Here is a 13,733-nt window from a genome sequence, read left to right on the forward strand (position 1 = left end):
ACCTTTAGTGGATGCTGACACCGCGTGACGCTGTCGGGGATCCTGACAACTCGCGAGCGCGAAATCGTTGCGCAGTGTCATGTCGTGATTCTTCCAGCCCTCTCGCCCCTGCGTCTCCGTGGCACACCGCTTGCCCCTCTACTGGCCTGACAGCTGGGTAACACCACGCACATCATGAACAAAATCCAGTCGGCAGGAGGACTCGTGACCATGCAGGCTATCGCGCTGGCTCGTCGGTTCGCCGAGACTCGCGGGACGTGGCTGCAGGCGCTGGGCTTCGTGCTTCTCGTCGCCGCCGTGCCCCTCTTCTACATGGGAGGCCTCACGCAGGGCCGTCTCGCTCAGGAGCGCGCCGATCAGGGCCGGGTCGAGATGGAGCAGAAGATCACCGCGCTCATCGTGGAGCGCAATCCGCAGGCGACCATCCGGGAGTTCGCCGGGTTCCCGCGCACGCTGCTTGAGGTGAGCCAGGCCGCGGACATCGATTTCCGCATCATCCTGGCCATCGCCGACAAGGAGAGCCAGTTCAATCCGGGCGCGATCGGCAAGTCAGGCGAGATCGGGCTCATGCAGCTGATGCCCTCCACCGCCGAGCTCGTGGTGAAGCGGCTGGGGCTCGACTACACGCCGCCCGAGATGGGCAAGAACGGCGCCTACGCCTCGCTGGGCTCTCTGGCCGACCCCAAGTTCAATGTGCGGGTGGGCACCGCCTACCTGCGCTGGCAGATCACGCGCTACGGCTTCAACGCCACCGCGCTCCGCGCCTATAACCGCAATCCCGACAAGGCCACCGAGAACCGTCCGGCGGATCGCTACGCGGAGGAGGTGAGCTTCCGCTACCTGGCCTTCGCCCACACCCTCAGGTAGACCGAGGGGTGGGCACACCGGCCGCCGATCAGCGTGGCGACCGCTCCAGCTCCACCTCGATCCGCTTGAGGCGCTGGAGCTGGCTGCGCAGGCGGGCCATCTCCTCTTCTCGCACGAGCAGCTCGCTCAGCGTGGCGCGCCACAGCCGGGCGTCCGCCTCGTACGTGCTGCGCGGATACTCGGCGAGGAGCCGGCCGAAGGTGGCGTAGCTCACGCGATAGTCGCGGAAGGGACTGGTCGGGTCGCACTGGAGCTGGCCCAGGCCGTAGAGGGCGCTCGCTCGCGCCGGATCGCCGGGGTACTCGCGCACCACGCGCTCGTAGAGCTCACGCGCGGCGAGAGGCTTGCCGTCATGGGCCAGCTCGCCCGCGCGCTCGACGAGCTGCGCCGGCTCGGTCCGAGACGCACGCGCGGGCATGGGTACGGCCGGGCTCGCAGCGGCGGGCGGCGTGCCGACAGCCGGGCGCGGCTCCCAGGTCACGATGGGCAGCCAGGCCGGGCGCGCCGTCCAGCTCGCGCAACCTCCACCGGCAACGGCGATCAGCGCGAGGGCGATCGTGAGGCGCGCGCGGCTCACGCGGCGGCCTCCAGGTGCGGCAGCGCGCGCGGCAACGTCACCACGAAGGTGGTCCCCTTGCCCAGCTCGGACTCGACCTCGACGCGTCCCCCGTGGGCTTCGACGAAGCCCTTCACCACTGCGAGGCCGAGCCCCGATCCCTTGCGGCCCGCGTGAGCCTGTCGGTAGGCATCGAAGATACGGGGCAGGGCGTCCGCCGGGATCCCCTCGCCGGTGTCGGTCAACCGCAGCTCGACCTCCGCGTCCCAGTCCCGCACCTGCGCAGTCACCGACCCCGCCCGCGGGGTGAACTTGAGCGAATTCCCGACGAGGTTCGTGACCACGCGCATCAGGCCCGCCTCGTCCCCCCACACGGTGAAGTCCGCGCCGCTCGTGGTGGTGGCGAGCGCGACACCGGCCGACTCGGCCTGCGGGTGGAACTCGTCGAAGGCGCGCGCCACGATCTTCGCGAGGTCCACCGGCTTCCGCTCGAGCGGCATCAAGCGCGCGCGGAGGCGGGTGAACTCGAGGATCTGGTTCACCATGCCCAGCATGCGCCCGACGCTGTCGTCGATGACCCGGACCATCTGGAGCTGGCGGGGCGGGAGGGCGCCGCCCGCCCGGCCCTGGATCAGGAGCTGCGCAGCGCCCCGCATGCCCGTCAGCGGGTTGCGGAGGTCGTGGGAGATCTGCGAAAAGAAGTCCTCCTTGAGCGCGTCGACCTCTTTCAGCCGCTCTGCCATGCGGTTGAACGCTCGCCCGAGATCGCCGATCTCATCGCGGCGATCGGTCGGCAGCGGCCCGGTGGCGGCGCCCTCGGCGAGCTGGCGCGTGGCGGTGGAGAGCTGGCGCAGCGAGCGCGTCATGCGCAGGGCCACGAAGGCGGTGGCGAGGAGCGCCACCACAAGGCTCCCGATGAAGGCCACGATCACCGTGGTCCAGGTGCGCGCGGCGAGGGCGGCAGCATCGGACTGGGCGCGCCCGAGCGCGGCGTTCGACGCCGCGGCCAGCTTGACCACGCTCGTCTCCGCCTGCTCGGCGGCCTCCCGGGCGGTGCGCTCCGAGAGCTGCTGGGCGCGCTCGACCTCGCCCCGCCCCATGAGCACGCGCTCCTGGCCCACGTGCTCGCGGTAGGTCACGAAGGCGGCCGCCGCGCTCTGGTGCCACTTGAGCTCCTCGGGCGTCACGAGCAGGGTGCCGAGGCGGTCGAGTTCGCTCGCCACGCGGGTGGCCCGCTCGTTCCAGAGATCGGCGTAGGCGCGGTCGCGCAGCACGAGGTACTTCGCCTCGAGGCGCACGAGGCGGCGGAACGCCTCGGGCAGCCCGCTCGCGATCTCGATGGCCGGCACCGCGCGCGTGGCGATGTCCCGGTTCACCTCGGCGAGTTGACTCACCGCGACGATGCTCCAGGCGGAGACACCGCCGAGGAGGAGGATCGCCAGTGCCGAAACCAGGAAGATCTTGGGTGCGAGACGCATGGAGGTTGTCCTACCGACCTATCGGGAGCAAGTGGCGTTCCAGAGGAGGCGACCAATGATTCCGAGCAGTTGCCAATCTTGCTGTCGGCGATCCAGCGCCGTAAAACGTCCAGGCGCCGCCACTCTATGACGAGTGGTCGGCGCCTGGTATCGAGCGCAGATCACGCCGGGTTGCCGGCGCGACCGGGATTGGTCTTAGCGGGCGAAGGCGAGAATGGCCGAGTGCGTGAGGAACATCACCGCGCCCAGCGCCATCACTGTCCAGCAGAGCTTCGCGAGGTTCATTCTCTTGGCCATGACGACCTCCTTGGGAGTTGCGGTTGACTGCCACATGCCCCTAGAAGGGAGCAAGCGCGGTGCCACGGCGCCGCGCCACGGGCAAGTGCGCGAGTCCACGAGGGGAAGCGCGGGTTGGGAAGAATCTGCCCCTGATGGGCGGGCCTTCAGCTTTGTTGCTCGGCCCACATGGCGGCGGGCGCGCATCAAAAGATGTCGTCGCGCTCGCCGAACTCGAACTGATATGCAGCCTCGTCGATCTCGCCGGTGGAGACGAGGCCCTTCGCGACGAGGAGCCGCTCGAACGTCGCGAGCCACACCTCGTAGTACTCGAAGGGTGCCTCCCGGCGCTCGGCGACGGCGATCTCCGCGATCAGGGCCTGACGGAACTCCTCCCACGAGAACGCGCCTCCCTCGGACAGCGCCACCGCCATGCCGAACGCCCGTCCCTGCCAGGGCTCGGCGAACACCAGCTCGCCGTTCCGGCGCGGCATCGCGGCCGGACCACTCATGTCGGCGATGAGGCGCTCCACGCGTCCGTCGGCGTGCTCGCTCACGGGCGGCTCGGCGGCGCAGGCATGCTCGGCAAGGGGCGAGCTCGCGGGCTCCGAGGGACAGGCCCGGCGTCGCGGGCGATAGTCCTCGACCGGCTGCCCGTCCGGCCGCGGCTGCCACGCGGAGCCGCTGAAGTGATACGGGGCGAGGGCGGGCGGGGGCGCCAGCACGCCGTCGGCGTCGAGCATCCGCTCCAGGTGATCGTAGAGCGCGAGGACGAGCGCGTCGTGATTCATCGAGTGGAACCACTGCGCCTGGCCGTCGAAGAGGAGGAGCGCCACGTTGGCGAGCGCGCACGGCCCCAGGCAACCGCCGATCGTGAGGTGGACGAGGTTCCGGAGGCGCCGCCGCTCCCATTCACCGTGGAACAGCGCGGTGGGGACGGGCGGGAAGCCGTCCTCCGTGCGCCCGCAGCAGCACCCGCTGGCGCACACGAAGAGGTGCCCGCGCGGCCGCGCGACGTTGACGAGGCGGCCGTCGGGACGGATGACGAGATTGCGGCGGCGCTCGTAGCCCATCGAGAACGGGATCAGGCCGGAGACGGCAGCCGGACGTCGGCGACGCCAATGAGGGCGTCCCGGGTGATGAGCGGGATCAGCGCCGCCTCGCTCATCGCCTGGCTGCCCGCGGGGCGCTCCGGGAGCACCATGTAACGCAGCTCCGCGCTCGAGTCCCACACCCGGATCTCTCGCGACTCGGGAATGGTGAGCCCGAACTCGGCCAGCACCTTGCGAGGCTCCACCACGGTTCGGGAACGATACGCGGGCATCTTGTACCAGGTGGGCGGCAGCCCCAGCACGGCCCACGGATAGCACGAGCAGAGCGTGCAGACGACGACGTTGTGCACCGCCGGGGTGTTCTCGACCACGCGCAGCGCCTCGTAGTCGAGCCCGAAGTCCTTGAGGGCACCGCGCGGGTCCTCGAGCAGCCGCTGCTTGTAGGCCGAATCCACCCACGCGCGGGCCACCGCGCGCACGCCGACCATCGGGCCGGTGTCGGCCTCGTAGCGCTGGACCACGCGATCTACCGCGTCGGGCGGCAGGATCCCCTTCTCGAGGAGGATCGACTCCAGCGCGCGCACTCGCGAGACCACGTACTTGTCGACGTTCGGGTGGTTCTTACCCACGGGGGGCTCCCGGCTCGAGATACGGCTCCCAGAGATCGATGTAGACGTGCTGGTTCGGCTCCGCCGCGGGCCCCCACAGCTCGCGCGCGTCGAAGCGCACGCTGTAGAGCGCCTGCGGCTGCTCGCCGCCGCCGTGGGCGTTGCTGTCGGGGAAGACGTGGGTGCCGTGCTGGCGGTGGATCACGCCGTGCTTGCCTCGCGCGTATCGCGGCAGGCGCGTGTGTCCGGTCGGATGGATGTTGCGCGTGACGACGATCTCGCCCACCGCGAAGCGCGGCGGCTTCGTCGCCGGGCGCTCGGACTCGGGAGCCATCCACTTGATGCGCGGGGCGGGAGTGGCAGGCATGACCCGCACCGCCGCGGACGCCGGCGCGTCCGGGCGCTCGGCGAAGAACGCGGTGCGCGCGGCGAGCTCGTCGCCCGATACCACGCCCTTCTCGATCAGCACGCGGGCGATACCGTCCAGCCAGTGCTCGTAGTAGCCGGAGCGGAGATAGTGCGCGGGGTCCATGCGCTCGACCCCGTGGCGAAACTCGTCGAGGGTGTACTGCCCGGTGCCCAGGCTCGCCCGCATGATCGCGTAGACGGCGGCCTCCCATCGCTCGTGGAACGCGGGCTCGTTCACCTCCCGCTCCACCGGCCCGAAGCCGTGCATGCCGCCGAGATCGTGGACGCCGTCCATGGGCTCGCCTCATCAGGCATCATCGACCGAGCCGCCGGGTCGCGTCAAGATAGGCGGGCTCAGCGCCACGGCCGCCGGGCGAGCAGGTGGCTCAGCACCACGCGCAGGCGGGGACGGTGCGAGGCGGGGAAAATCTGGAACGACTCCTCGTGCGGCCGCCGGAGGGCGGCGCTCACCCGGGCGCTGCCGATCTCCGCGAAGGTCTCGGTGAGGGCCTTGGCGAGGACGGGCACGCCGAGGCGTTCCGCCATCTCGACGGTCGCGGCGAGATCCGCCTCCATGAACGCGCGGCGCCGCTCGTGGTCGGCGTGGTACAGGATGCCAAGGTCCAGGTGGTCCTCGAGCTCGTTGGCCAGCCGTACTAGGAGCACGTCGCGCTCGAGCGGGCTCATGGCGTCGAGCCGCGCGCCGATCGCGGGGATGGTGCTCCGCCGCCACGTCAGCTGGGTGTAGCGCGCGATCAGGTCCTCGATCTCCTCCCCGATCTCCCGCCGGATCGTCGTGCGCTTGACGTCGGACATCCCACGCCAACCGTTGCCGAACTCGCCGTGAGTATAGGCGGCATGGAGGAGCCCGGTGACCACGAGGGGCACGCGTGCGCGGAGCCACACGAGCACGCTCGCCGTGCCTACGAGATGCGAGACGAAGGGCTTGCCGGAGCCACGATAGGTCCCGGGAAAGAGCGTGAGCGCGACCTCGTGCGCGCGCGCCACCGTCTCGACGTCGGCGGACGGATAGCCCTCCACCGCGAGCTGCCGGTAGAGCTGGAGGTTGGTCTGGGCGTAGGGAAACATTGCTCAGGCCTTCGTGCGCTCCGGCTCGGGCGCGGCCGCAGGGGACGCGCGGACGCTCGGCTCCCACCAGCGGTTAAGCTGGCGCTCCACGCCGAGGAGCTGACGCACCGCCCAGCTGCCCCAGCGCGGCCCGAGGCGCTGCTCGAGCCGGCTCAGCGCCGGCCGCAAGGGAATGTAGCGGTGCTCCTCCGCCCACTTCGCGATCGCGGCGAGCCCCGCCTCGCCGGGCGGCAGCGCCCACTTCCGGCGGAAGTGCTCGAGCGAGGACTGCGTCCAGGCTCGGCTCCAGCGCCGGAAGAAGAAGGCGTAGTCCGCAGCGGTGAAGACGCCGCCCGTAATGTAGGTCACCACGGAGCCGGGCTCGAAGTACACCGCGCCGCCCTCGCGGCGCACGAGCAGGCAGAGGTCGGTGTGCTCGGCCACGCTCTTGAGTTGCTCGTCAAGCGGCCCCAAGCGCTCGAAGACCTCCGTGCGCACCAGCATGCAGTGGAACTCCACCTGCTCGCACGGCTGACGAACCAGGTGCGAGCGCACGTCGGCCGACCGCTTGCCCGCGAAGCGATGGCGCTCGATGAAGCGCCGGCCGCCGGGCCGGTCCTCGATGCGCGCGTCACCGGCGGCCATGTGGATCTCCTGGGCCTCGGGCTCACCGATGAAGTAGAGCGGGCCCACCACCCAGGCGCCCGTGGTCTCGGCGCACTCGACCAGCGGCGGCAGCCAGTCCGGCGAGGGCACGACATCGTTGTCGATGAACACGACGTAGCGCGTCCGGACGTGGCGGAGGCCGAGGTTCCGCGCGGCGTTGGGGACGAGATGGTGCGGAGTGCGTACGAGCGTGAAGCCCCGAGCCTGAGACTGTGCGGCGAGGTAGCGCCGGACCGACGCCGGCGATCCGCCGTCGAGGTATACCAGGTCGAACGGCGGCGCGGTGTTTGCGTAGATGGCCTCCAGGGACCGCTGGCTGACGCTGAACCGCTCCCGCGGCACCACGACGACGGTGACCAGCGGCTGAGGCATGTGGGTACCCCTCCAAAGCGATTGGTGTTCCTAGTGTACTCTGGAGCGCGGGGACGTGGCCAGCTGCCGCGGCCCGAGTCGAACGGGAGGTTCGTGCATGCCGCTGGAGCTCGCAAGCGTCTGTCCCCTCGATTGCCCGGATACCTGCAGCCTGACGGTGACGGTGGAGCGCGAGCGCGTGGTCGCGGTCCGCGGCTCCCGGGCGAACCCCTACACGGCCGGCGTGGTCTGCGCCAAGGTCCCCGCCGCCTATCCCGAGTGGGTCCACGGGCCGGGCCGCCTCCTCACGCCGCTGCGGCGCGTGGGCGCCAAGGGCGAGGGCCGGTTCGAGCGCATCGGCTGGGCGGAGGCGCTGGACGTCATTCACGAGCGCTGGAGCGCGATCATCGCGGCCCAGGGCCCCCAGGCGATCCTGCCCCTCAACTACGCCGGCCCCCACGGTATGCTCGCGGGCGGCTCCATGGATCTCCGATTTTTCCATCGCCTCGGCGCGTCGCTCCTCGATCGCAAGCCCCTCTGCGGCGGCGTGCGCGGGGAGGCGTGGATGGGCACGTACGGCGCGGTGCCGGGCATCCGGCCGGAAGCGGTCCGCGACGCGCGTCTCGTCATCGTCTGGGGCAACAACGTCACCTGGTGCAATCTGCACCTCACCCCCGTGATCAACGCGGCCAGGAAGCAGGGCGCGCGCCTGGTCGTGGTGGATCCCAAGCGGATCAAGCTCGCCGAGCAGGCCGATCTCCACGTGGCGTTGCGTCCCGGCACCGACGTCGTGCTCGCCTGGGCCCTCGCGGTGGAGCTGGAGCGGCGCGGGGCTCTGGACCGAGCGTTCATCGACGCCCACGTCGAGGGCTTCGACGCGTTCATGGCCGAGGCCCGGCGCTATCCGCCGGAGGTCGCGGCGGGGATCTGCGGCGTGCCGGAGGCGGACATCCGCCGGCTCGCCGAGTGGTATCACACGCTCTCCCCCGCCGCGATCAGCGTGGGCAATGGCCTCGAGCGCAATCAGAACGGCGGCAGCGGCTGCCGCGCGGTGTTCGCCCTCCCCGCGCTCGCAGGCAAGTGGGGCCCGCGCGGGGGCGGGCTCGTGAACGGCGCGAGCCAGGCGTTCCCCAAGAAGGTGGCCCGCCTCCAGCGTCCCGACCTCGTCCCCGCGGGCACGCGCACCCTCAACATCATCGACGTTGGGCGCCACCTCCTCGACCCCGCCCTGGATCCACCCATCACGTCGCTGTTCGTCTACAACCACAACCCACTCATCGTCCACCCCGACCAGAACCGGATGCGCCGCGGCCTCGCACGCGAGGATCTCTTCACCGTCGGCTGCGACGTGGTCATGACGGACAGCCTCGCGTACTGCGACATCGTGCTGCCTGCCTCCAGCCACTTCGAGTACGGCGATCTCTATCCCGCCTACGGACAGCACTGGCTCCAGCGGGCGGAGGCGGTGATCCCGCCCCAGGGCGAGTCCCTACCCAATACGGAGATCTTCCGCCGGCTCGCCGCGCGCTTTGGCTTCACCGATCCGATCTTCCTCGCCGACGATCGGGCGCTGATGGACGACGCCGTCGACGCCGCCGATCCGCGCATGGGCGGCCTCAACGGCAGCCGCGTGGCGCCCGACCGCCCGCTCCCGATGGACGTGGCGGGCGAGCCGGCACGCATGTTCCACAACGTGGCCCCGCGCACGCCGTCGGGAAAGATCGAGCTCGCGTCCCCGTACCTCGAGGGCAAGTACGGCGCGCCCTTGCCGAGCTTCCGGCCCGTCGAGAGCGCCTATCCGCTCGCCCTGATCACGCCGGCATCGGACCAGCGCATCACCTCGACGTTCGGGGGCCTCTCCACCAGCCACGGCACCCCTGCGCTCGAGATGCATCCCGACGACGCGCGGGCGCGCAACCTCGTGCATGGCGTCCTCGTCCGCATGTGGAACGATCTCGGCGAGGTGCGCCTGCCCCTGCGCATCACCGACGCGGTGCGCCCCGGCGTGGTCTCATCGCTCAAGGGCGCCTGGCTCCGCAGCAGCGACAACGGCCAGACGGTGTCCGCCCTCGCTCCCGCGCACCACGCGGATCTCGCGGGCGGGGCCTGCTACAACGACGCGCGCGTCGAGGTCGCGGCCGCCTCGCGCTGAGGCGGTCGCGGCCCGCTCGCGATGCTCGGCGACCTGCTCGAAGGCACCACGCTGGTCGAGCGCCTGCTTTGGGGAGCGGCCCTGTTCGCCGGCTCGTCCCTGCTGAGTCTCGTCGCGGTGACCGCGGTGCTCGTCTCCCTCCCCGCCGACTACTTCGGCGAGCGGGCGCCGGCGGCGGCGTGGCCGCGCTCCCCGCTGCTGCGCGCGGCGTGGCGGGGCGGCAAGAACCTGCTGGGCCTGGGCCTCGTGGCGCTGGGTGTGCTCCTCTCCATACCCGGGGTGCCCGGCCAGGGGCTGCTCACCATCCTGATCGGGTTCGTCCTGCTGGACTTCCCGGGCAAGCGCGCGCTCGAGCGGCGCCTGGTGACACGGCCCGCGGTGATCGGCGCCATCAATCGGCTGCGCGCCCGGTTCGGGCGGCCGCCCATGGAGCTCTGAGGCGCCGTCCCACTTGCCAGGCTCAGTGCTTGCGGTACCCGACGAGGCCGGCGCTGAGCGAGCGGCGTCCCACCGTGGAGAGCCCACGAATCATGGCGGGCGTGAGCAGGCGCGTGTGGGGCACACGTGCCAGATGCTCGGCGATCCACCACACCTCCCCGCCGCTGGTCATCCAGCCCGGGTGTCGGCGGTCGAAGGCAGCGAGGTTGACCGGACGGGAGAACGCGCGGAGCGTGCGCTCGCCGCGGAGGTTCATGTAGTCCTCGAAGTAGCTCATCGCCAGCTCACGCGGCGTGCGGTACACCGGCTCCCGATAGCGCAGGCCCGCGAAGTTCGACTTGGCGATGGCGCCCCAGTGGCCGCGGACGCGGAACACCGCCACCACGTGGTCGGAGTCCTGCACCGCCTCGAGATCCAGCAGCAGCGGAGGAAAGCCCAGCACGCGGAGGGCGGCGGCGGCGAAGATCGCCCCCTCGAGACAGTGGGCGGTGCGCTCGCGGAGGATGCGGCGGGGCGACCATGCGGTGGTCGCCAGGTGATATGGCATGGCGTCGAGGGCGCGCTGAATGCCCGCGGGATCGCGGAGCGCGCGAAGCGCACGCAGCTCGTGCCGGGTGAAGCCCCAGCCGGTCGCGGACGCGGGCACGAGCGCCGGGAGCCCGGCTAGGGCTTGAGCACCCGCACCGGCGCCCCGCGCAGGAAGGCCTGCACGTCCTCGAGCGCGTGGCCGAAGAACACACGGTAGGTCTCCTCGGTCACGTAGCCGAGATGCGGGGTGATCACGGTGTTCGGCAGCTTCCGGAAGGCATGGTCGAGCGGCAGCGGCTCCGGCTCGAACACATCGAGGCCGGCGCCGGCGATGGCGCCATCCTGGAGCGCACGGATGAGCGCCGCCTCGTCGACGATGGGCCCGCGGGACGTGTTGACGAGATACGCGGTGCGCTTCATGAGCCCGAGCTCCCGGGCGCCCACGAGCCCCCGCGAGCGGTCACTCAGCACGAGGTGGATGCTCACGACGTCCGACCTCCGCAGCAGCTCGTCCTTGCCGATGAGCGTCGCGCCCACCTCGGCCGCGCGCTCGGCGGTCAGGTTCTGGCTCCACGCCAGCACCTCCATCTCGAATGCCTTCCCGTAGCGGGCCACCCGCGAGCCGAGCGTGCCCAGCCCGATCACTCCGAGGGTCTTGCCGTTGAGCCCGAGTCCCAGCGTGGTCTGCCACTTACCGTCGCGGGTGGCCCGGTCCTCGACGGCGATGCGCCGGAACAGGGCGAGCACGAGGCCCCAGGTGAGCTCCGCGGTGGGATACGGCAGGCCCGAGGTCCCGCACACCGTGATGCCCCCCTCCGCCGCGGCCTTCACGTCGATGGAGGCGTTGCGCATGCCGGTGGTGACGAGCAGCCGGAGCTTGGGCAGCTTCTCGAGCAGCCCGCGCGGAAACGCCGTCCGCTCGCGCATTGCCACCACCACGTCGAAGTCGGCGAGACGCTTGGCCACCGCGTCCAGCTCGTGGAGGTGGTCGTGGAACGCCACCACCTCGGTGCCGGCGGGGAGGCTCTTCCAGTCGGCGAGCCCCATCGCCACGTTCTGATAGTCGTCGAGGATCGCCACGCGGGTCATGGCGTCACCGGGCGTCGTCGCCGAGGCGATACTCGGCGGTGAGAGCGTCGAGGCGCTCCTTGAGCTCGGCGTCGATGCCCTTCTCGGCCACCGGCAGCACATCGTCGAGCTGCTCGGGGCGGCTGGCCCCGATGATGGGGGCGCTCACCGCGGGGTGCGCGAGCACCCAGCCCACCGCCATGCGGGCGAGCGAGAGGCCCGCCTCCGCGGCGAGGGGCCTCAGCGACTCCACCGTCGCGAACTCGCGATCGTGCCAGTAGCGATCCTGATAGCGGCGCGCCGCGTTGCCCAGCGTGAAGCGGGTGCCCGCGGTGGGTCCGCCGTCCTTCCGGTGCTTGCCGGACAGCAGGCCGCCCGCGAGCGGGTTGTACGGGATGACGCCGACGCCCTCCTCCCGGCACATCGGGAGCAGGTCGCGTTCGATCTGGCGGAAGAGGAGGTTGTAGCGGGGCTGCGCGGAGTCGAAGCGGGCGACCCCGAGCACCTCGCTCCGCCCCATCGCCCGCGCGATCTTCCAGGTGACGAAGTTCGAGGTGCCGATGTAGCGCACCTTGCCCGCCCGCACCAGGTCGTCGAAGGCGCGCAGCGTCTCGTCGATGGGTGTCTCGTCGTCGGGGGCGTGGCACTGATAGAGGTCCACGTAGTCGGTGCGCAGGCGGCGCAGCGAGCCCTCGATCGCGTCGAGGATGTGCTTGCGGGAGAGCCCCCGGTCCCAGCGCCGTGCGCTCATCGCCCCGTTGCACTTGGTGGCGACGATGAACTCGTGGCGGCGCCCGGCCAGCCAGCGGCCGAGGATCTCCTCGGTGCGGCCCACGGTGTCGAGGCCGCCGCCCAGCGGATACACGTCCGACGTGTCGAGGAACGTGATGCCGCCGGCGGCGGCGCGATCGAGGATGGCCACCGAGGTGGGCTCGTCGCACTGGAGCCCGAACGTCATGGTGCCCAGGCAGAGGCGCGAGACGGTGAGGCCGGTGCGGCCGAGGCGAACGTGCTGCATGGCGCCTCCTCAGCGGTTGGGCCCGCGGCCCATGGGATAGGGCTGCCATCGGATGAGGCCGGTCCGCGGGAGCACGCCGGGGTTGACGGCCGAGCGCGGCCACTTGCCCTGGAGTACGGTGGCGATCTCGCGGCCGAGCCGGCGCCGCGTCTCGGGCGCCATTCGCGCTGTGGCCGAGGCGATGTGCGGCGTGACGATCACGTTGTCCATGGCGAGGAGCGGGTTCGACGGGTCCACCGGCTCCACCTCGAACACGTCGAGGGCGGCCCCGGCGATCTGCCCGTGCCGGAGGGCCTCGATGAGCGCGGCCTCGTCCACCGTCGGGCCGCGGCCGTTGTTGATGAAGAGGGCGGTGCGCTTCATCGCCCGGAACTGGGCGGTGCTCATCATGTGGTGCGTCTCGCTGTTGAGCGGCGCGTGCATGGACACGAAGTCGCCGCGCTCGCAGAGCTCGATGAGGCTGGTCACCGGCTCGACGCCCACCGCCGTCATCTCGAGCTCGGCGAGGTAGGGGTCGTAGGCGATGACGCGCAGGCCGAACGCGTGGCAGCGGCGCGCCACCGCCTTGGCCACGTTGCCGAACGAGATCAGGGCGAACGTCTGGCCGTAGAGGCGTGGGATCTCCTTGAAGTACGGGCGCCCCTCCGACCACTTGCCCTGCGTCGTCAGCTCGTGCATGAGGCGGAGGCGGCGGTGCGCGGCGAGGAACATGGCGAGCGTGTGGTCCGCGACCTCGTCGATGAACACGTCGGGCACGTTGGTGACCACGATGCCGGCCTCGGTGGCCGCGTCCACGTCCACCGTATCCGCGCCCACGCTACCCAGCCCGATGACCTTGCAGTTCTTCAGCTCCTTGATGATGGCGGCCGTGATGCGGCGGTTCCGCGCGATCACGGCGTCGGCGTCCTTCGCCGCGGCGATGAACTCCTCCTCGGTCTTGGCCGGAACCTCCACGATCTCGGCCCCGATGGCGTCGAGCGCCTCACGCTCGATCTTGTAGGCGCCCTCGGCGAGATCGAAGGCGATCCCGCCCGACGGCTTCTGGACGACGACCTTGAACTTCGTGCTTGCGGCCATGCCGGCGACCTCCTCGGTCCTGGACTGAGTTCTGAGCTGCCGTGGTGCGCGCTGCGGCCCCCAAGTCTACGTTCGCGCCGACGCCAAGTCGAGGCCCTCCTGTGCTAGGGTGGCCCTGCCAT

At 70.9% G+C, this 13,733-nt stretch carries 14 protein-coding genes; 3 read left to right on the plus strand and 11 right to left on the minus strand.

Annotated features, from left to right (window positions below; all coding sequences use genetic code 11):
* Positions 1-210: 210 nt before the first annotated feature.
* Positions 211-867 (plus strand): transglycosylase SLT domain-containing protein, encoded by a 657-nt coding sequence (locus tag VFX14_21420; GenBank protein ID HEU5192259.1) that lies wholly within the window; start codon positions 211-213, stop codon positions 865-867.
* Positions 868-895: 28 nt separating this feature from the next.
* Here the strand turns inward: VFX14_21420 and VFX14_21425 are convergent, their stop codons facing one another.
* The 7 genes from VFX14_21425 to VFX14_21455 all read right to left on the minus strand — a co-directional run bounded on the left by VFX14_21425 (position 896) and on the right by VFX14_21455 (position 7,351).
* The gene (locus tag VFX14_21425; protein ID HEU5192260.1) at positions 896-1,444 is read right to left on the minus strand and encodes a hypothetical protein; all 549 of its coding nucleotides are present in this window, start codon (positions 1,442-1,444) and stop codon (positions 896-898) included.
* On the minus strand, positions 1,441-2,901 hold the full coding sequence (locus tag VFX14_21430) for a HAMP domain-containing sensor histidine kinase (GenBank protein ID HEU5192261.1): 1,461 nt from the start codon (positions 2,899-2,901) through the stop codon (positions 1,441-1,443). Before VFX14_21430 ends, VFX14_21425 begins: the two co-directional genes overlap by 4 nt.
* Positions 2,902-3,383: 482 nt before the next feature.
* Positions 3,384-4,250 carry a nitrile hydratase accessory protein gene (locus tag VFX14_21435; GenBank protein HEU5192262.1) on the minus strand — a complete coding sequence of 289 codons (867 nt, stop codon included), beginning with the start codon at positions 4,248-4,250 and terminating at the stop codon, positions 3,384-3,386.
* A gap of 11 nt (positions 4,251-4,261) precedes the next feature.
* Complete coding sequence (gene nthA / locus VFX14_21440) at positions 4,262-4,858, minus strand: nitrile hydratase subunit alpha (protein ID HEU5192263.1); 597 nt, start codon at positions 4,856-4,858, stop codon at positions 4,262-4,264.
* Complete coding sequence (nthB, locus tag VFX14_21445) at positions 4,851-5,540, minus strand: nitrile hydratase subunit beta (GenBank protein ID HEU5192264.1); 690 nt, start codon at positions 5,538-5,540, stop codon at positions 4,851-4,853. Before nthB ends, nthA begins: the two co-directional genes overlap by 8 nt.
* Positions 5,541-5,599: 59 nt before the next feature.
* Positions 5,600-6,334, minus strand: coding sequence for an HD domain-containing protein (locus VFX14_21450; GenBank protein ID HEU5192265.1), 735 nt, complete (start codon positions 6,332-6,334; stop codon positions 5,600-5,602).
* 3 nt (positions 6,335-6,337) lie between these two features.
* A complete protein-coding gene (locus VFX14_21455; GenBank protein ID HEU5192266.1) occupies positions 6,338-7,351 on the minus strand; it encodes a glycosyltransferase in 1,014 nt (337 codons plus the stop codon).
* Between the two features lie 97 nt (positions 7,352-7,448).
* Between VFX14_21455 and VFX14_21460 the strand changes: the two genes are divergently transcribed.
* Both VFX14_21460 and VFX14_21465 read left to right on the plus strand, forming a co-directional pair.
* Positions 7,449-9,482 carry a molybdopterin-dependent oxidoreductase gene (locus VFX14_21460; protein HEU5192267.1) on the plus strand — a complete coding sequence of 678 codons (2,034 nt, stop codon included), beginning with the start codon at positions 7,449-7,451 and terminating at the stop codon, positions 9,480-9,482.
* Positions 9,483-9,503: 21 nt separating this feature from the next.
* A complete protein-coding gene (locus VFX14_21465; protein ID HEU5192268.1) occupies positions 9,504-9,920 on the plus strand; it encodes a hypothetical protein in 417 nt (138 codons plus the stop codon).
* Between the two features lie 22 nt (positions 9,921-9,942).
* Here the strand turns inward: VFX14_21465 and VFX14_21470 are convergent, their stop codons facing one another.
* Genes VFX14_21470 through VFX14_21485 form a run of 4 tightly spaced genes read right to left on the minus strand, consistent with a single transcriptional unit; the run spans position 9,943 to position 13,611 of the window.
* Positions 9,943-10,566, minus strand: a complete 624-nt coding sequence (locus tag VFX14_21470) for a hypothetical protein (GenBank protein ID HEU5192269.1) — start codon at positions 10,564-10,566, stop codon at positions 9,943-9,945.
* A gap of 17 nt (positions 10,567-10,583) precedes the next feature.
* Entirely contained in the window at positions 10,584-11,537 is a 954-nt protein-coding gene (locus tag VFX14_21475; protein HEU5192270.1) for a D-2-hydroxyacid dehydrogenase family protein, read from the minus strand.
* A 4-nt stretch (positions 11,538-11,541) separates the two neighbouring features.
* On the minus strand, positions 11,542-12,534 hold the full coding sequence (locus tag VFX14_21480; protein ID HEU5192271.1) for an aldo/keto reductase: 993 nt from the start codon (positions 12,532-12,534) through the stop codon (positions 11,542-11,544).
* A 9-nt stretch (positions 12,535-12,543) separates the two neighbouring features.
* A complete protein-coding gene (locus VFX14_21485) occupies positions 12,544-13,611 on the minus strand; it encodes a C-terminal binding protein (protein ID HEU5192272.1) in 1,068 nt (355 codons plus the stop codon).
* Positions 13,612-13,733 lie beyond the last annotated feature (122 nt).

The sequence above is a fragment of the Candidatus Methylomirabilota bacterium genome, assembly GCA_035764725.1.
GTDB lineage: Bacteria > Methylomirabilota > Methylomirabilia > Rokubacteriales > CSP1-6 > DASRWT01.

Bases quoted from the DNA above. Each gene is read 5' to 3' on its own strand.
- VFX14_21420 (HEU5192259.1), top strand. From the start codon at position 211: ATGCAGGCTATCGCGCTGGCTCGTCGGTTCGCCGAGACTCGCGGGACG.
- VFX14_21430 (HEU5192261.1), bottom strand. From the start codon at position 2,901: ATGCGTCTCGCACCCAAGATCTTCCTGGTTTCGGCACTGGCGATCCTC.
- VFX14_21435 (HEU5192262.1), bottom strand. From the start codon at position 4,250: ATGGGCTACGAGCGCCGCCGCAATCTCGTCATCCGTCCCGACGGCCGC.
- nthB (HEU5192264.1), bottom strand. From the start codon at position 5,540: ATGGACGGCGTCCACGATCTCGGCGGCATGCACGGCTTCGGGCCGGTG.
- VFX14_21450 (HEU5192265.1), bottom strand. From the start codon at position 6,334: ATGTTTCCCTACGCCCAGACCAACCTCCAGCTCTACCGGCAGCTCGCG.
- VFX14_21455 (HEU5192266.1), bottom strand. From the start codon at position 7,351: ATGCCTCAGCCGCTGGTCACCGTCGTCGTGGTGCCGCGGGAGCGGTTC.
- VFX14_21460 (HEU5192267.1), top strand. From the start codon at position 7,449: ATGCCGCTGGAGCTCGCAAGCGTCTGTCCCCTCGATTGCCCGGATACC.
- VFX14_21465 (HEU5192268.1), top strand. From the start codon at position 9,504: ATGCTCGGCGACCTGCTCGAAGGCACCACGCTGGTCGAGCGCCTGCTT.
- VFX14_21475 (HEU5192270.1), bottom strand. From the start codon at position 11,537: ATGACCCGCGTGGCGATCCTCGACGACTATCAGAACGTGGCGATGGGG.
- VFX14_21480 (HEU5192271.1), bottom strand. From the start codon at position 12,534: ATGCAGCACGTTCGCCTCGGCCGCACCGGCCTCACCGTCTCGCGCCTC.
- VFX14_21485 (HEU5192272.1), bottom strand. From the start codon at position 13,611: ATGGCCGCAAGCACGAAGTTCAAGGTCGTCGTCCAGAAGCCGTCGGGC.